Below are 17,347 nucleotides of genomic sequence, written 5' to 3'. Positions count from 1 at the left end.
CCTTGGTATACCTGAGCGTTCACCGACGAGGGGGGAACGGCAGGATGGCCCAGGACACGGCCGTACGGCTGCGGGCGGCGACAGCCGGGGACGCGGAGGAGATCACCAGGGTCTTCCTGGCCTCACGGGCAGCCTCGCTGCCCTACCTGCCACGGGTGCACAGCGACGAGGACACGCTCGCCTGGATCACCCATGTCGTGCTGCCCGGGAGCAGGGTGTGGGTGGCCGAGGGGGCTGCGGGGGAGCTGCTGGGCTTCGCCTCGCTGGACGGGGACGAGCTCGACCAGCTCTACCTGCGGCCCGGCACCTTGCGACGGGGCACAGGAACGCTGCTGCTGGACCGCGTGAAGGAGGCCTCGCGGGGAGAACTGAGCCTTTACACGTTCCAGCGCAACTCCGCCGCCCGTGACTTCTACGAGCGGCACGGCTTCGTCGCCGTGGCGTACGACGACGGCAGCCGCAACGAGGAGAAGGAGCCGGACGTCCTGTACCGGTGGACAGCGTCCGGCCGGGCGGCGGGCGGCGGACAGCCCTGAGCCCGACGACCGGCGGGCAGACCGGGGTCTCCCTGTGGCCGCCGGGCGGCGGGAAGCCCTGTGCGGTGGACGACTGCGCCGGGCTGCGGGAGGTCCGTCGCGGTGGACGACCGCCGGGCGGCGGACAGCCCGGGAGTCAGATGACCGGCGGGCGGCGGACGCCCCGGGAGTCAGATGATCGGCGGGCGCCCCAGCCGCGTCATCCTCCATACGGTGCGCCAGCGCATCGGCTTCCGTTCGCCGCACCCGGTGCGCACGCCCTCGGCGAAGCCGGCCGCCCAGGCGCGGAGGCCGGTGGCCGAGCGGGTACGGGCCACCGTGAGCAGGATCCAGGTGCCGAGGTAGAGGGGTACCAGGAGGGCGGGCAGATTGCGGCGGGCCAGCCAGACGCGGTTGCGGGCCGTCATGCGGTAGTAGACCGCGTGCCGGGCCGGGGACGTCTTGGGGTGCTGGAGCAGCAGGCCGGGCTCGTAGAGGATCTTCCAGTCCGCGTCGAGCGCCCGCCAGGACAGGTCCGTCTCCTCGTGGGTGAAGAAGAACTCCGCGGGCCACAGGCCGGTCCCGGCGAGCATCCTCATCGACAGCGCGTGCCCGCCGCCGAGGAACGCGGTGACCGGGCCACGGCGCATCGGGTCCTTGGCCCGGAGGCGGGGGACGTGCCGCCGCTGGGTCTCGCCGTGCTCGTCGGCGATCCGGAAACCGACGATGCCGAGGCCGGGGTCGGCGGCGTACAGCGCCTGGACCGTGCGGAACACGTCCTTGTCCACCAGGAGCCCGTCGTCGTCCAGTTCGATCACCACGTCCACGTCGCCGAAGGCGGCGAGCACTTCCAGGGCCTCGTTGCGACCGCCGGGACAGCCGAGGTTCTCGTCGAGTTCGAGCATGGTCACGCCGCCGGCGAGGTCCCTCAGGCCGGGGAACGTGCCGTAGTCGGGAAGTGGTGAGCCGTTGCCCACGACGACCACGCGGGAGGGCCGCACGTCCTGCATGGCCACCGACGCCAGCAGCGCCTCGACCTGCTGCGGGCGGTCTCCCAGGGTCACGACGGATACGCCGATGCGCGGTTCGGACAAGGCTCGGCTCTCCAGGGGGCTGCGGCGGCTGCGGACCGCGGCTCTGCCGCGGTGCCCGCGATCGTAACGCCTCGTGTTCAGCCGCCGGTGGGTGCCCGTCCATGGGGGCGCCGGTCGCCGTTCAGCTGGGCGTACATCAGCATGTCCCGGCGGCGCCCCCCGATCTCCTGCCACCCGCGCAGCAGACCCTCACACCGGTATCCGGCGCTCTCCGCGGTCCGCACCGAGGCCGTGTTCGACGGCTCGACGAGGACCTGCACCCGGGGAATACGCAGCTCGTGCAGGGCCCATGTGGTGACCGTGCGCAGTGCCGCTCCCGCGACCCCCTGGCCGCGGCCGGAAGCCGCCATCCAGTAGCCGAGCGATGCCCTGCCCTCGGCCACGTCCGCGAGCCACAGCCCGATGGAGCCGACCGGGCGCCGGTCCCGGGTGCGCGCGATGGCGAACGGATACCCGGTCCCGGTGGCCGCCCGCTCCCACTGGCGCCTGACGAAGGCCTCCGCCGCATCGTCGGAGTACGGGGAGGGGATCGTGGTGATCAGCGGGATGTAGTCGTCCGCCGCCGCCTCGCGGACGAGGGACAGGTCGCTCATCTCCCAGGGGCGCAGGACGAAATCGGCTCCGGCGGTCATGCTGGGGACGGTCAGCGGTTGTGCCATGCCCGCCATCCTGCCGCGCCGGTGCCCCACCGCCCGGGCCCGACTCACCCGGCGGCCGTCCGGTTCGCGGCGGAGTGCCACGGAGACCCGCCGGCGTTAACGGTTCCATGGTCTCCTTAGGATGGTCTGCTGAGATATGGAGCGCCGGCCGGAACTGGAGACCGTCATGGACGCAGTGGATGGGGAGCCGGGCACGGTCCGGCCCGGTGGGCGTACGGCCCGGGTGCGGGAGTCCGTGCTGCGCGCGGCCGGCGACGCCCTGGTCGAGCAGGGCTTCGACCGGCTCGACCTCGCCGACATCGCCCGCCGCGCCGGGGTCGGCAAGACCACCGTCTACCGGCGCTGGTCCACTCCGGCCGGGCTGGTCGCCGACCTGCTGACGGACATGGCGGAGCAGTCCGTCCCGCGCACCGACTCGGATTCCCTGGACGAGGACCTCCGGGCCAACGCGCGGCTGGTCGTGCGGACGCTGACCGACGCGCGCCAAGGCCCCCTCTTCGCCGCCGTCGTCGCGGCGGCGACGTGTGACGCCCGGGCGGCCGAGGCCCTGCACCGCTTCTACGCGGTGCGCATCGAGGAGTGGGCAGGCTGTGTCGACGCGGCGGTCGGGCGGGGTGAGCTGCCTGTCGGAACCGACGCCCGCGAGGTGATCCGGGCCGTGTCGGCCCCCCTCTACTACCGGTTGCTGGCAAGCGGCGACCCGCTCGACGAGACGGTCGCGGACCGCGCGGCCGAGGCGGCGGCCGTGGCGGCGAGGGCAGGCGTGTACGTGGGCTGACGCGGGACCCGGCGGTGGAAGTGTTGACTTCACGTGCACTCCAGCACCTAGCTTCTGCGCTCATGCAGACAGAAACGGATCGGCAGAAGAGGGCGCTTGGCCACGGCGGGCCGGACATCGGCGCCCTGGGCTTCGGGTGCTGGGCGATCGGGGGCGAGTGGGCGGCACCCGACGGCAGTCCGCTCGGCTGGGGCAAGGTGGACGACGAGGAGTCGGTGGCCGCTGTCCGCCGGGCCTTCGATCTCGGGGTGACCTTCTTCGACACCGCGGACGTGTACGGGGCGGGACACAGTGAGCGTGTGCTGGGCCGGGCGCTCGCGGGCAGGCGGGACGAGGCCGTCATCGCCACCAAGTGGGGGAACCTCTTCGACGAACGGACCCGCACGATGGACGGTGCCGACACCTCTCCGGCCTACGCCCGTGAGGCGCTCATCGCCTCGCTGCGCAGGCTGGGCACAGACCGGATCGACCTCTATCAGCTGCACATCGGCGACACCCCGCCGGGCCGGGCCCTGGAACTGCGCGACGCCTGCGAGGAGTTCGTCGCCGAGGGGCTGATCCGGGCGTACGGGTGGAGCACCGACGACCCGGAGCGTGCCGCCCTGTTCGCCGGAGGTGAGCACTGCGTGGCCGTCCAGCACGCCTGCAACGTGCTGGAGGACGCTCCGGAGATGCTGAGCCTCACCGATGAGCGGGGGCTGATCAGCGTCATCAGGAGCCCGCTGGCCATGGGCCTCCTCGCCGGTGCCCGTGGCGACGGCCGACGGCCGGCTGCGGGGGACATCCGGTCCGCCCCGCCCGCCTGGCTGAGCTGGTTCGAGACCGGCGGAGTGCCGGCGAAGCACTGGGCGGCGCGCGTCGAGGCCGCCCGTGAGGTGCTGACCGCCGACGGCCGCACCCTCACCCAGGGTGCCCTCGGCTGGCTCTGGGCCCGCAGCGGGCGGGCGGTGCCGATACCCGGCTTCCGGACGGTCGCGCAGGCCGAGGAGAACGCCGCGGCCCTCGCCCACGGCCCGCTGCGGCCCGGGCAGATGGAGGAGGTCGCCGCTCTGCTCGCCTGAACGGCCGCCGGTCCGCTCGTGCGAGCCGCCGCCGGTCCGCCGGTGCGAGCCGCCGCCGGTCCGCCGGTGCGGGCGCGGACGGACCGGCGTACCGGACGGGTGCAGGCCTTGCGGGGCCGGCGCCCCGGACTCCGCCCCGTCAGCCGATACGGGTTCCCGTCCCGGTCACCCTGATGCGTGCGTCACCCGGCCTCAGGCCGACGGTGAGGGTGCCGGGGCGGCCCATGTCGGCGCCCTGGTGCAGGGTGAGGACCGCGTCGTGCGCGACGAGGCCGAGCTCGCGCGCGTACGCACCGAAGGCGGCGGCCGCCGCCCCCGTCGCCGGATCCTCGACGACGCCGCCCACGGGAAACGGGTCGCGGACGTGGAAGACCGTGCCGGACTCCCGCCACACCAGCTGGACCGTCGTCAGGTCGAGCCGGTGCATGAGCGCTTCCAGGCGGGCGAAGTCGTACGACAGGTCCGCCAGCCGTTGCCGGGTCGCGGCCGCCAGCACCAGGTGGCGGGCGCCCGCGTAGGCGATGCGGGGCGGCAGCGCGGTGTCCAGCTCGGCGGCCGGCCAGTCCAGGGCGGCCAGGGCCTCCGCCAGGTCCTCGGGGGAGACGTCCGTGGTGTGCGGCTCGACGCTGGTCAGGGTGGCGCGGAGCTCGTCGCCCTCGCGGGTGACGGTGACGGGAACCGTGCCGGCACGGGTGGAGAACACGAGGTCGCCCGGGCCGTCCCGCTCGGCGAGCGCGATGGCCGCGGCCACCGTGGCATGGCCGCAGAAGGGGACTTCGGCCTTAGGGCTGAAGTAGCGGACGGTGTGACCGCCCCGGCCGTCCGGTGCGGTGAGGAACACCGACTCGCTGTAGCCCAGCTCCGCCGCGACGGCGAGCATCGCGGTGTCGTCGAGCCGGGAGGCGTCCAGGACGACTCCCGCCGGGTTGCCCCCTGCGGGGTCGGCGGAGAAGGCGGTGTAGCGGAGGACCTCGGCCCCGGTGTGTGAGTTCATGCCGCAGGTCAACCCGCCGCCCGGCGCGTGCATTCCCGGCGGCGCGTCCGACGCTCCGGTGGGGAGGACTTGCCACTGGTCCTCACCGGAGCGTTCCCGGCGGCGCGTCCGACGGCGCCCGGGCGCTGCGTGAGGCCTTCGGGAACTCCCCGGGCCCCGCAGGGCGGTGGTCCGGGACGTGACCTCTTCCGGGGGATCCATGGGTTCCGGGAGATCCAGGAGTTCCGGGAGAGCCCGGGTTCCGGGGGATCCCGGGCTTCCGCGGGGGTGGTCCGGGGTCCTGACTCCCCGGACCACCCCCTGGCCGCTCCCGCGGACCCCCCGGCCGCGGCGGCCCGTTCACTGCGGTCGGTGGGCGGTCAGTGGCAGACCTTCACGCCGGTGCCCTTGCCCCAGGAGCAGGAGTCCAGGAGGGTGCCGCTCGGCTTGATCAGCCGCGCCTTGTCGCCGGTGTTGTTCCAGACGTACGAGCCGCGGTTCCAGTACACGTGGGCAGCGGCGTTCTTGCCCTTGCCCGTGTGGACCCGGACCGTCTTCCCCGCGGCGACCGTGAAGCTGGGGAAGGTGTAGGTGTAGCCGGTGTCGTCCTTCAGCTTGTAGCCCTTGAGCTGCAGCTTGGACTTGCCGTTGTTGTGGATGTCCACGTATTCGGCGTTGAGGGACGTGTTCGTCCGGGTGTCCTTGCCGGGGCTGTCGTACTGGATCTTGCCGAGGTGCAGACCACCCTGGTGGGAGGCCGCCGAGGCCGGGGCCGTGGCGAGGAGCGAGCCGGCCAGTGCGGTGGCGGCGGCCAGGGCGAGGGGCGCGGCGGTGCGTATGCGCATGCTTTGTGTTCCTTCTGTGTTCATCCGGTGAAGGTCAGTAGCATACGGGCAGCATGCGCTTGCCCGGACCCATCGGCAAAAATGAGCAAACTCTGTCATTCGAGGGCGAGTTCCGGGCAAGCGTGGACCATAAATCGATCAGCCTCGGCCCACGTACGGCATGGCTGTGGCCAGCACCGTCGCGAACTGCACATTGGCCTCCAGCGGCAGCTCCGCCATGTGCAGGACCGTCCGGGCCACGTCGTCCGCGGCCATGACGGGTTCGGCCGCCACCTCGCCGTTGGCCTGGAGGATCCCCGTGCTCATCCGCTCCGTCATCTCGGTCGCGGCGTTGCCGATGTCGATCTGCCCGCAGGCGATCCGGTACGGCCGTCCGTCCAGCGACAGCGACTTCGTCAGCCCGGTCACCGCGTGCTTCGTCGCGGTGTAGGCGACGGAGTGCGGACGCGGCGCGTGGGCCGAGACGGAGCCGTTGTTGATGATCCGGCCGCCCTGCGGGTCCTGCTCCTTCATCAGGCGGTACGCCGCCTGCGCGCACAGGAACGTACCCGTCAGATTGACGTCCACCACGGTCCGCCAGTCCTCGTACGCGAGGTCCTCGACCGGCACCGGACCCGGACCGAACGTACCCGCGTTGTTGAAGAGCAGGTCGAGCCGGCCGAAGTGGTCCCGCACGGAGGCGAAGAGCGCCTCCGTCCCTTCCGGGTCGCTCACGTCGGTGGGCACGCACAGGGTGGCGCCCGGTCCGGCAGCGGCGGCCGTCTCCTCCAGGGCCACGGCCCGCCGCCCCGCCAGGGCCACCGTCCAGCCCGCACCCGAGAGGGCGAGGGCGACCGCCCTGCCGATCCCCGATCCCGCACCTGTGACGACAGCGGTCTTCTGCTCAGCGTTCATGGCCCGGCAGCGTACGGGAGGTTCCACGGCGGCCGGCACCCGGTGCTCATCACACCGCCATACGGATGTTGTGTACGTGCCAACGGGAAGTCGTCGTCCCGCACTCCAATGCCTCTGACAGCATCCGGCAGTGGAGGGGCATATGACACCCGCACAGATCAGCAGGACGCCCGGCCAGAACGGCCATTCCGCCGAACTGCGCGTGGCGGCGCAGAGGCTCGGATCCGGTGTGGGCCGCCGCCGTTTCCTCACCGTCACCGGTGCCGCCGCCGCGCTGGCCTTCGCCGTCAACCTGCCCGGCGCGGGCACGGCGGCCGCAGCCGAGCTCGACGCCCGCAAGATCACCGAGGACCCCTTCACCCTCGGAGTGGCGTCCGGCGACCCGCTGCCGGGATCCGTACTCCTGTGGACGAGACTCGCGCCCCGCCCGTACGAGGCCGACGGCGGACTGCCCGCCGAGCGCGTCGAGGTCCGCTGGGAGGTCGCCCGCGACGAACGCTTCCGGCGGGTCGTCCGGCGCGGATCCACCACCGCGCACCCGGAGTTCGGGCACAGCGTGCACGTGGACGTGGACGGCCTCGACTCCGACCGGGGCTTCTACTACCGCTTCCGCGCCGGCAACTGGACCAGCCCCACCGGGCGCACCCGCACCGCGCCCGCCCGCGGCGCCCGCAACAGCTCCCTGACCCTGGCCGCCGTCTCCTGCCAGGCGTACCACGACGGCTACTTCACCGCCTACCAGCACCTCGCGGACGAGGACGTCGACGTGGTCTTCCACCTCGGCGACTACCTCTACGAGTACGCGGTCAACGCGGTCGGCGGGGCCCGCAACTACACCGACCGCGTCCTGCCCGACCACTACAACCGGGAGACGCTCACGCTGGAGGACTACCGCATGCGGTACGGCCTCTACAAGTCCGACCCCGACCTGCGCGCCGCCCACGCCGCGCACCCCTTCGTCGTCACCTGGGACGACCACGAGACCGAGAACAACTACGCGGGCGACACCCCGGAGAACAGCGTCCCCCCGGAGGAGTTCCTGCTGCGCAGGGCCGCCGCCTACCGCGCGTACTGGGAGAACCAGCCGCTGCGCGCCCCGCAGCGCCCCACCGGCCCCGACATGCGGCTCTACCGCCGGCTGCGCTTCGGCAGGCTCGCCCAGTTCGACATCCTCGACACCCGCCAGTACCGCAGCAACCAGGCGTACGGCGACGGCTGGAAGGTCCCCGGACCTGAGTCCGAGGACCCGTCGCGCACCATGACGGGCGCCACCCAGGAGCGCTGGCTGCTCGACGGCTGGAAGACCTCGGACGCCCGCTGGAACGTCGTACCGCAGCAGGTCACCTTCGCCCGGCGGCGCGACGTGCCGACCGACGCCTACAAGCTGTCCATGGACTCGTGGGACGGCTACCCCGCCTCCCGGCAGCGCGTGATGGACGGCGCGGAGGCCGCCGGGATCGAGAACCTGATGGTCCTGACCGGCGACGTGCACGTCGGCTACGGCTTCGACCTCAAGAAGGACTTCGACGACCCGGCCTCCCGGACCGTCGGTACGGAGGTCGTGGCCACCTCGATCGCCAGCGGCAAGGACGGCTCCGAGAAGCCGGCCAACTGGAACAACCTGACCCAGGCCAACCCGCACATGAAGTTCTACAACGGCCGCCGCGGCTACGCGCTCGTCACCCTCGGCACGGAGCAGGCCCGCGCCGACTTCCGCACGGTGCCGGCGGTCACCACTCCCGGTGCCCCGGTCAGCACGGCCGCCTCCTTCGTGACCGAGGCGGGGAACCCGGGGCTCACCCCCGCGTAGACCCGCCCCGGTCACGAAGGAGGTCAGGCGCGGTCGTCCGCCGGATAGCGGACGCCGACACGGTCACGCACCGCGTCGAGCGTCCGCATCACGGCGAGCGAACCCTCCAGCGGCACCAGCGGGGACTCCTTCTCACCGGCCAGCAGAGCGCGCGTCACCTCGGCCGCCTCGTACTGCATGCCCGAAAGGCCCTGCGGCCCCGGCCCCGTGACGATCTTCTCGGGCTCCCGGCCGTCCCGGTGCAGGAGGAAGTGCTCGGGGTGGAAGAACCCCTGCGGGAAGTCGATCCGCCCGGCCGTGCCGGTGACGGACGCGGTGGTCGGCAGGTTCCCGACGATCGAGCAGCTCAGCAGCGCCGTGGCGCCCGAGTCCCAGCCCAGCAGCATCCCGGTGTTCAGGTCGACGCCCTCCGGGGACAGCAGCGCGTCCGCCTGCACCCGGTCCGGCTCACCAAGCAGCAGCTGTGCGAACGACACCGGGTAGACCCCCAGGTCCAGCAGCGCGCCGCCGCCCAGCGCGGGATCGCGCAGCCGGTGCTCGGCCCCGAAGGCGCCGGCGAAGCCGAAGTCGGCCTGCACCGTGCGGATCTCACCGATCGCGCCGTCCCGCACCAGCTCGGTCATACGGCGGATCAGCGGATTGCAGTACGTCCACATCGCTTCCATCAGGAACAGCCCGCGCTCCCGGGCCAGATCCACCAGCTCCCGCGCCTCACGCTCGTTCAGCGTGAACGCCTTCTCGCACAGCACGTGCTTGCCGGCCTCCAGCGCGAGTCCGGCCGCCTCCCGGTGCGCGGAGTGCGGGGTGGCGACGTAGACGACGTCGACGGTGTCGTCGGCGACGAGCTCCGCCCAGCTGCCGTACGCCTGCCCGATCCCGAACCGTTCGGCGAACGCCTGCGCGGAGGCCTCCGTGCGGGAGGCGACCGCCACCACCTCGGCCCCGGAATCCTTCATCGCCAGCAGGTCCCCCGTGAAGGTCGCGGCTATGCCACCCGTCGCCAGTACACCCCAACGCACAGTCCCGCTCATGCCCGCCCGCCCTCACACAAAAAGGTATCGACCACTACGACTGACCTGAGAGCATAGATGCGGATTCAACGAAGCGGAGACGAGGATGCCGGACAGCGGCGCGAGCCGGGCCCAGCAAGAGCACGAGCACATACCGACGAGCAGCAAGGGCGCCGCACTCAGCGCCCAGGCCACCGCCACCCCCACCGCTGCGGGTGTCCCGGCCATATCCACGACCACGGCGCCGGGCCTCCCGGACGCCTCCACGACCACCGCGCGGCGCGCCGGACTTCTGGTCACCCTGGTGCTGGGCGGGCTCACCGCACTGCCGCCCCTCTCGATGGACATGTACCTCCCGGCACTCCCGGAGGTCACCGACGCGCTGCACGCCCCGGCCGCGACGGTCCAGCTCACCCTGACGGCCTGCCTCACCGGCATGGCGCTCGGCCAGCTCGTCGTCGGACCCATGAGCGACCGCTGGGGCAGGCGCAAGCCGCTGCTCCTCGGCATGGTCGTCTACGTGATCGCCACCGCGATCTGCGCCGTCGCCCCCACCGCGGAACTCCTCATCGGCTTCCGCCTCCTCCAGGGCCTGGCCGGTGCCGCGGGCATCGTGATCTCCCGGGCCGTCGTACGTGACCTCTACGACGGCGACGAGATGGCCCGGTTCTTCTCCACCCTGATGCTGATCTCGGGAGTCGCGCCCGTCATCGCGCCCGTGATCGGCGGCCAGGTACTGCAGTTCACCGACTGGCGCGGCATCTTCGTCGTCCTCACCTTCGTCGGCGTGCTGCTCACCCTCGTCGTCTGGAAGTGGCTGCACGAGACACTTCCCGCGTCGGAGCGGCACACCGGCGGCGTCGGCGACGCGCTGCGCACCATGCGCGGGCTGCTGGCCGACCGGGTGTTCACCGGCTACATGATCGCGGGCAGCCTCGCCTTCGCGGCGCTCTTCGCCTACGTGAGCGCCTCACCGTTCGTCGTGCAGGAGATCTACGGGGCCTCGCCGCAGACCTTCAGCCTGCTCTTCGGCGTGAACTCCATCGGGCTGATCGCCGTCGGCCAGATCAACGGCAAGCTGCTCGTCGGCAGGGTCAGCCTGGACAAGGCACTCGGCTTCGGCCTCGCCGTGATCTCCGTGGCGGCGGTCGCCCTGCTGCTGATGACCTCCGGGGTCTTCGGCGAGGTCGGCCTGCTGCCGGTCGCCGTCGGGCTGTTCGTGCTGATGTCGGCGATGGGCCTGGCGATGCCCAACACCAACACCCAGGCCCTCATGCGTACGAGGCACGCCGCCGGCTCAGCCTCCGCGCTCCTGGGGACGTCCCAGTTCCTGATCGGTGCCATCGCCTCACCCCTGGTCGGGATCGCCGGCGAGAAGACCGCCGTGCCGATGGCCGTGGTGCAGGTGGTCTGCGCGCTGTCCGCGATGGTGTGCTTCCTGCTGCTGTGCAGGCCGTGGCAGGACGCGGGCGCCGCGCGGGAGCCGCTGACCAAGGGCTGAACGGCTCCCCGGCCGGGGCGGACCGCGCTCAGGGCCGGGTCGGACGGCTGTCCGGCGTGGACTCCCACACAGGGCCCGGACGGGACGAAACCGCCCGGGCCCTGTGCGTGTCCGGACCGCCCGGGCCCTGTGCATGTCCGGGCAACCCGCCGGCCGGTCCAGCCGGCTCCGCGCCTGGCCACCGGACTGCGGGCGGAGGGTCCACTGCGCCTACAATTCGGCGGTGAACGCCACCCTCCCCACCGCGGAAGCCCTGCGTGCGGCGCTGTCCGCCCTGCTCGACGGGCTGCCCCCGACGCAGGCCGCGCAGGCCGTCGACCGGCTGATCGCCACCTACCGCGGGACCACCCCCACCGACGCCCCCATCCTGCGGGACCGCTCGGACGTCGCCGCGTACGCCGCCTACCGGATGCCCGCGACGTTCGAGGCCGTACGCAGCTGCCTCGACGCGCTCCGCGAGGCCGCGCCGGGCTGGGTGCCCGCCACCCACACCGACATCGGGGGCGGCACGGGCGCCGCGAGCTGGGCGGTCGCCGGGGCCTGGGACGGGCCGCGGACGACGGTCCTCGACTGGTCCGAGCCGGCCCTCGCACTCGGCCGTGAGCTGGCCGAGGCCTCCGGCATCCCCGGGCTGCGGGCCGCCACCTGGGAGCGGGCGAGGATCGGTACGTCACCGGCTCCGGCGCCCACGGACCTGGTGACCGTCTCGTACGTACTGAAGGAGCTCACGGCCGAGAACCGGGCCGTGGTCGTGGACGCCGCCGCGGCGGCCGCGCAGGCCGTGGTGATCGTGGAACCAGGCACCCCGGACGGCTACGACCGGATCATCGAGGCCCGCGACCGGCTGATCGGCGCCGGCCTGACCGTCGCCGCGCCCTGCCCGCACGACGACGCCTGTCCCATCGAGCGCGGCACCGACTGGTGCCACTTCTCGGCGCGCGTCAGCCGCTCGTCGCTGCACCGCCAGGTCAAGGGCGGCTCGCTCAGCCACGAGGACGAGAAGTTCAGCTATGTCGTGGCGACCCGGTTCGCCACCGATCCGGCCGCCGCCCGGGTCACCCGCAGGCCGCAGATCCGCAAGGGACAGGTGCTGCTGGAGCTGTGCACGAAGGACGAGGGCCTGCGGCGGGCCACCGTCACCAAGCGGCACGGCCCGCTCTACCGTGCCGCCCGGGACACCGCGTGGGGCGACGCGTGGCCGCCGGCGGAAACACCGGAGGACTGAGAGCCCGCTGCGGTTCGGCTGGACCCGCCGCCGTGAGCGGAACGGTCCGGACACGCGCACGGGCGGGTGCGGGCCACGGCCCGCACCCGCCCGTGAGGGGTCTCAGCGGGTCCCCACCATGTGGCCGAACCACGAAGGGTCGTCCACACCGCCCTCGTCCTCGTGCCACTGCGGCGGCGCGGAGACGACGAAGCCGGAGGACAGGTTCTCTCCGAGGGCGAAGACGTAAGCGCCTTCCTCCAGTTCGATCCCGTGGTCGCCGATCACCGTGCGGCTCTCCTCATCCGTGGCGCGCCTCACAGTCAGGCCGTGGTAAGCGGGGCGCAGCAGCATCAACCCCACACAGGCGAAGTACACCTCGATCCGCGTGGCCAGCGGCCTGGCTCGCGGGCTGCGCAGCAGGAGCCGGCGGTGACCCACGCTGTACTGCCACACCTTGAACTGCCGGTCCGAGCGGAAGAGGACACCCGTGGGTGCATCAGCCATCGGTGCTCACCATTTCGGCTCGGGGAAATCGGCGTGGGGGATCGCCTTGCCGGCGTCATCGTAGAAAGTGATGTTTTTCCAGTCCAGACTACCCCGCTGGACGTACATGCCGATCTGTCCCATCTCCCATTCAGTGGCACGCCAGTTGCCACTGATACCGGCCCGGTAGGCGCGCATGAACCTGTCCTGGTAGGTGTCCCCGTCGAAGTCCTTGAGGGAGACGGCCGTCTTCCCGTTGTTCATGAGGACGTACTTGACCTCCGCCATCCACTGGGTGAACGGCTTGCCGTTCACGTTTCCGGTGACTGCCGAGTAATTCGGGCCGTTGAAGTTGTATCCGCCTTCCAGTGCCTCCGTCAGCGCGTTCGCGTGGTCCTCGAGACCCAGGACCATCGTCTTGCAGCCGTTGGAGTTGTGCACCAGGACCGGCCTGGTCCCCGCCAGCACGTAGTACGTGTGCAGGTCCTCGACGGTGAGGTTGTAGGTCGGCGCGCGCTCGGCGTAGGGCCGGTTGGCCTTCACCTCGACGGTCGCGCCTTCCGCGTCGAGCAGGCGTGTGCCCGGGGTGAGAGCGCGCGCCTCGATCCAGCGCTTCTCGGCCGGAACCCAGAACGGGTGCTCGTGGGTGGCGGTCAGCTTCGCGTCGCCGGCTCCGGTGGCGACGGTCAGCTCGTGGAAGTACTTGCCCCCCTCGTCGGTGATGAGGCGGGACACACGGTGAGGCGAGGTGCCCCCGACGGCGGGGTTCGTCGCGAGGACGGTGTCCCCCGGACGTACGTCCTCGATCGCCTTCGTCGAGCGGTCCCCCATCAGCACCTCGGTGCCGGCGGGGAAGCACTTGAGGCAGCCCGGGTACTTCAGGGCGCGGAGCGTCTCGTAGGCGCCCTTCAGCACGCGCAACTTGTTGTTGATCGTGATGTCGTGCGTCAGCTCGGCGCAGGCCCAGAGATCGTAGTTGAGGCAGTTCTCCAGTTCGCTGAGGCCGGAGATGGCCTTGCCGAGTTCCCAGAAGTACTCGATGTAGGGCTGTGCCACCTTGGCCATGGCGAGGGACACGCAGAACGGATCGTTCGGCGGCTTCTTGTCGCAGTAGAACGGGTCGTTCTCCGGCGGGCAGCCGAGGAGGCCGCAGCGCAGTTTGCGCTGGCCGGGGGTCTCCGTCATCTCGTTGCGCAGCCTCTGCCGCTCCGCCTCCGCCTCGGCCTTGAGCTTGGCGGTGGCGGTGCGCAAGGCGTCCAGGCCTGCTTCGCGGGCCGCCTCGGCGTCCTTGCCGGCGGCGGTGGCCGAGTCGCGTGCCTGTTGGGCGGAAGCCCAGGCCGTCGTGGCTGAGACATGGGCGAGGTCGGCGGAGACGGAGGCGTCGGCTGCCGACACCGCCGCGGAGCTCGCGGACTGGCGGGCACTCGCCGCCGCAGCCCTGGCGGTCCGGGCGGACTCCGCCGCCCGGGCCGCGGACGCTTCGGCCTCCTCGGCGCTCTTCGCCGCGTCGTCCGCATGGCCTTGCGCCTCCAGCGCGGACGCGCCGGCCTGCTTGGCGTACTTGTCGGCGTCCGCCGCCGCCTTGCGGGCCACAGCGGCGACCCTCTGGGCTTCGGCGGCGTTCTTCCGGGCGGTCGCCGCGGTGTAGGCCCCTTCGGCGATCAAGTAGTCGACGCCGGCCACGTGGGTGGCGGCGAGGAGGTCCTTGCGCTGGGCGGTGTGCTGTCCACTCACCACGAACTGGTGCAGCTGCGCGGACGGGCCCTCCAGAGCGATCCGGGCGGCCGCCTTGACCTCGGGACCTCCGGTGCCGGCGAGCTGACCGGCGAGGAGACGTTCATCCTGGTGCCGGGCCTCGTGCTGGCCCGTGGCGAGGAACGCCCGGTACGCGTCGAGCGTGCCGGTATCGAGGGCCGCGCGGCCGGCGTCCATGAGCCCGCGTCCGCCCTGGGACATGATCTGGGCGATCTCCACGCGGTAGTCCTGCTCGCCGGCCTCGTACTGGCCGGTGGCGAGGAACGCGGAAATGACGGCTGCGTCGCCTGCCAGCGCGGCGTCGGCGGCGTCGCGGACGGACTTCAGCGGGCTGTCGGTGGACAGCAGCTCGACCGTGCCCCGCTCGTCCTGCCGCGCGGCCGCCTCCCAGTGGGTGCGGACGTAGGCGACGACATCGGCGTCGGCGCCGGAGAGCGCTGCCTGAGCGGCGGCACGGCTGAAGGGCCCGCCGCCTTCGATGGTCATCAGGGCGAGCTTGCGGCCCTTCTCGGCGACCACTGACGGGTCGGCACCGGGGGCGGAGGCCTCGGCGGCGATCCGCGCGGCCTCCTCCGTCCGGTCCTTCGCCTGCTGAGCGGCGGCTGCCTGAGCGGCCTCACGCCGCTGTTCCTCCTCCTTGGCGTCGCGTGCCAGCTCAATGGTTGCGTTGGTCCGGGCGGTGAGTTCCGCTGCCTCGATCTCGCGGGCCAACGCGTAGGTGGCTTTGGCCTTGTCGACGGCGGCGGTCGCCGCGTCGGAGGCCTCCACGGCGGCGTTTGCGTGCGCCGTGGACTTCGCGGCAGCCGTGGCTGCCTCACCGGCGTGGTCGGCGGCCTCGTCGGCGGCCTTGGCCGCATTGGCGGCATGAACGGCGGCGGACCTCGCGGCGTCACGGGCCTCGACCGCGGCTTCCGCCGAGCGGCGGGCCAGGTTCGCGGCCGCGGCGGCGGCACGGGTGGCTTCGTTCGCGTGGCGTTCGGCGGCTGCGGCGGCGGCCTTTGCCTCGGCAGCGCGGGCGTCGCTCTGGTTGGCGTAGTTGCCGGCCTGTCCGGCTGCGTTGGCGGCGGCGAGCGCGTGACCGCCCGCGCCGACGGCGGCCAGCGCGGCCTCGCCGGCGGCTGTGGCGGCGATGCCGGCCTGATCGGCTGCCTCGGCGCCGTCGGCGGCGCTCTTCGAGGCTGCCCGGGCCTTCTCGGCGGCCTGGCGCGCGGCGGATGCCTTGGTCGCGTCCGTCGCGGCGGCGGCAGCGGCCCCGCGCGCGTCGGCGGCGGCGCGGGCTGCACCTGCGGCGGCTGCGGCGGCCCGGGAGGCGGCGTTGGCGGCCACTCGGGCGGAACTGCTGGCCGCCCGGGCGGCGTCGATGGCCTGCTGGGCGGCCGCGGCGGCCTGGGTCGCCGCGCGGGCGGCGCGACCGGCTGCCTCTGCGGCGGCCTCCGAACCCTTCTGAGCCTGTCCGGCCTCCTCAGCGGCCTTCAAGGCGGCGGCCTTGGCGAGCTCCGACGCCTTGACCGCGCGGGCGGACGTCTCCTTGGCGGCGGCTGTCTCCGCCGCCGCCTGGCGTCCGGCCTTCCCGGCCTCCACCACGAGCTGCTCGATGGTGGCGTGTTCCTGGTCGCGTGCACGGGCCACGGACTGACCGAGGGTCAGGAACTCCCGGACGTCCTCTGCGGTGCCGCTGAGAGCGACCCGGCCGGCCGCTCGCACGGCGGCCCCGCCCGCGCTCATGATCTGCGCGACCTCGACCCGTTCGTCCTGCTCGCGGGCGGCGTACTGTCCCTCGGAGAGGAACTTTCTGATGTCGTCCTGGGTGCCGTTCAGCGCGGTCCGGCCGGCGTCGATCACTCCGGGGCCGCCCTCGGACATGATCTGCGCGACGTGGACGCGCTCGTCCTGCGCGAGGGGAGCCTGCCAGCCGCCCTTGAGGAAGTCGCGCAACTGGGTCGGGGTGCCGTTCAGAGCGCCCCGGGCTGCTTCCAGTGTCTCGCTGCCGCCGATGCTGGCGATCTGGGCGGCGGCGACCCGCTGGTCATGGTAGGTCAGGTCGCCGGCGCGGTCGAGGAAGGCGAGGACCGCGTCGTCGTCCTCGGCGAGGACCGCCTCGGCGGCCTCTCTGACCCCTGGCCCGCCGGAACCCCAGAGCTCGACCGCCATGACGCGGTGGGTCGCGTCGAGCAGGACGGCATCGGCGGCAGGGTCGACGGCTTCCGTGGCGGAGGCGGGGGCGGCGGCGAGGAGGCCCGCCGCGCAGATGAGGGGTAACAGGCCTGCGGTCAGCGCGCGGAGGGTGGTACCGGCCCGCCGCGCGCCCCTTCTTATTCGTCCATTTCGCTGCATCTGCACTCAAGAACTCGTTTCACTGACTGGCATCTTCAATACCAGGAACCGGATTTCGGCGGGGTGAGCATAACCTCGCGCCTCCGCCGCGCGTTCGAGTGGCATCCCCTTGCCCGGCAGCGCTCCGGTTGATCCCTGCGGCGCTTGCCGCCTGCGGGTCACTTCGTACCTGACACTCTCTCCTCTCGGGGATGAGTTATCTCTTTCGTGTCTCGAGAGCCGCCGGGTCGCGCGGGGCGGAGCGCCCGCAGCTATCCGGAACATTTCATTCAGGGGGTCTTACCGGGCAAAAGGCCTCATCCGGCTGCCGGAGGTCATCCGGAAACAACTTCCTTGCCGCTGAGGGAGGGTGATAGGTTGCGGGTGCCACTGACCAGTGCAACTACAGTCGATGGAGCGGCCTCTCCCGGCCTTCCTTGAAAGGCGGA

14 protein-coding genes are annotated in these 17,347 nt (G+C 72.3%); 6 read left to right on the top strand and 8 right to left on the bottom strand.

Features of this window, described 5'->3' with window-relative positions; all coding sequences use genetic code 11:
• The first annotated feature begins 44 nt into the window (after positions 1-44).
• Complete coding sequence (locus HED23_RS26320) at positions 45-536, top strand: GNAT family N-acetyltransferase (RefSeq protein ID WP_203185861.1); 492 nt, start codon at positions 45-47, stop codon at positions 534-536.
• Between the two features lie 170 nt (positions 537-706).
• On the opposite strand, the gene HED23_RS26315 is transcribed toward HED23_RS26320, so the two are convergent.
• Together HED23_RS26315 and HED23_RS26310 are read right to left on the bottom strand one after the other, a co-directional pair.
• Positions 707-1,609 (bottom strand): glycosyltransferase family 2 protein, encoded by a 903-nt coding sequence (locus tag HED23_RS26315; RefSeq protein WP_203185860.1) that lies wholly within the window; start codon positions 1,607-1,609, stop codon positions 707-709.
• A 77-nt stretch (positions 1,610-1,686) separates the two neighbouring features.
• The gene (locus HED23_RS26310) at positions 1,687-2,268 is read right to left on the bottom strand and encodes a GNAT family N-acetyltransferase (protein ID WP_203185859.1); all 582 of its coding nucleotides are present in this window, start codon (positions 2,266-2,268) and stop codon (positions 1,687-1,689) included.
• 166 nt (positions 2,269-2,434) lie between these two features.
• On the opposite strand from HED23_RS26310, the gene HED23_RS26305 reads away from it, so the two are divergent.
• Together HED23_RS26305 and HED23_RS26300 are read left to right on the top strand one after the other, a co-directional pair.
• Positions 2,435-3,046: a TetR/AcrR family transcriptional regulator gene (locus tag HED23_RS26305; RefSeq protein WP_203185858.1), complete on the top strand. Its 612-nt coding sequence runs from the start codon at positions 2,435-2,437 to the stop codon at positions 3,044-3,046.
• 62 nt (positions 3,047-3,108) lie between these two features.
• The gene (locus tag HED23_RS26300; RefSeq protein ID WP_203185857.1) at positions 3,109-4,107 is read left to right on the top strand and encodes an aldo/keto reductase; all 999 of its coding nucleotides are present in this window, start codon (positions 3,109-3,111) and stop codon (positions 4,105-4,107) included.
• A 139-nt stretch (positions 4,108-4,246) separates the two neighbouring features.
• Here the strand turns inward: HED23_RS26300 and HED23_RS26295 are convergent, their stop codons facing one another.
• From HED23_RS26295 to HED23_RS26285, 3 genes are all read right to left on the bottom strand, one after another.
• A complete protein-coding gene (locus tag HED23_RS26295; protein WP_203185856.1) occupies positions 4,247-5,101 on the bottom strand; it encodes a PhzF family phenazine biosynthesis protein in 855 nt (284 codons plus the stop codon).
• 359 nt (positions 5,102-5,460) lie between these two features.
• Complete coding sequence (locus tag HED23_RS26290) at positions 5,461-5,925, bottom strand: lamin tail domain-containing protein (RefSeq protein ID WP_203185855.1); 465 nt, start codon at positions 5,923-5,925, stop codon at positions 5,461-5,463.
• Positions 5,926-6,063: 138 nt separating this feature from the next.
• Positions 6,064-6,819 (bottom strand): SDR family oxidoreductase, encoded by a 756-nt coding sequence (locus HED23_RS26285; protein ID WP_203185854.1) that lies wholly within the window; start codon positions 6,817-6,819, stop codon positions 6,064-6,066.
• A 142-nt stretch (positions 6,820-6,961) separates the two neighbouring features.
• Here HED23_RS26285 and HED23_RS26280 point away from each other — a divergent pair, with 142 nt between their 5' ends.
• Entirely contained in the window at positions 6,962-8,629 is a 1,668-nt protein-coding gene (locus HED23_RS26280; RefSeq protein ID WP_203185853.1) for an alkaline phosphatase D family protein, read from the top strand.
• Positions 8,630-8,652: 23 nt separating this feature from the next.
• Here the strand turns inward: HED23_RS26280 and HED23_RS26275 are convergent, their stop codons facing one another.
• Complete coding sequence (locus tag HED23_RS26275; RefSeq protein WP_203185852.1) at positions 8,653-9,660, bottom strand: Gfo/Idh/MocA family protein; 1,008 nt, start codon at positions 9,658-9,660, stop codon at positions 8,653-8,655.
• 85 nt (positions 9,661-9,745) lie between these two features.
• Here HED23_RS26275 and HED23_RS26270 point away from each other — a divergent pair, with 85 nt between their 5' ends.
• Positions 9,746-11,140 carry a Bcr/CflA family multidrug efflux MFS transporter gene (locus HED23_RS26270; RefSeq protein ID WP_203185851.1) on the top strand — a complete coding sequence of 465 codons (1,395 nt, stop codon included), beginning with the start codon at positions 9,746-9,748 and terminating at the stop codon, positions 11,138-11,140.
• 223 nt (positions 11,141-11,363) lie between these two features.
• Complete coding sequence (locus HED23_RS26265; RefSeq protein WP_203185850.1) at positions 11,364-12,365, top strand: small ribosomal subunit Rsm22 family protein; 1,002 nt, start codon at positions 11,364-11,366, stop codon at positions 12,363-12,365.
• A gap of 102 nt (positions 12,366-12,467) precedes the next feature.
• Here the strand turns inward: HED23_RS26265 and HED23_RS26260 are convergent, their stop codons facing one another.
• The gene (locus HED23_RS26260) at positions 12,468-12,851 is read right to left on the bottom strand and encodes a hypothetical protein (protein ID WP_203185849.1); all 384 of its coding nucleotides are present in this window, start codon (positions 12,849-12,851) and stop codon (positions 12,468-12,470) included.
• A gap of 6 nt (positions 12,852-12,857) precedes the next feature.
• A complete protein-coding gene (locus HED23_RS35755) occupies positions 12,858-16,919 on the bottom strand; it encodes a polymorphic toxin-type HINT domain-containing protein (RefSeq protein WP_274383059.1) in 4,062 nt (1,353 codons plus the stop codon).
• Positions 16,920-17,347 lie beyond the last annotated feature (428 nt).

The sequence above is a fragment of the Streptomyces pratensis genome (assembly GCF_016804005.1).
GTDB lineage: Bacteria > Actinomycetota > Actinomycetes > Streptomycetales > Streptomycetaceae > Streptomyces > Streptomyces pratensis_A.
This window is presented reverse-complemented; position numbering and strand designations above follow the sequence as displayed.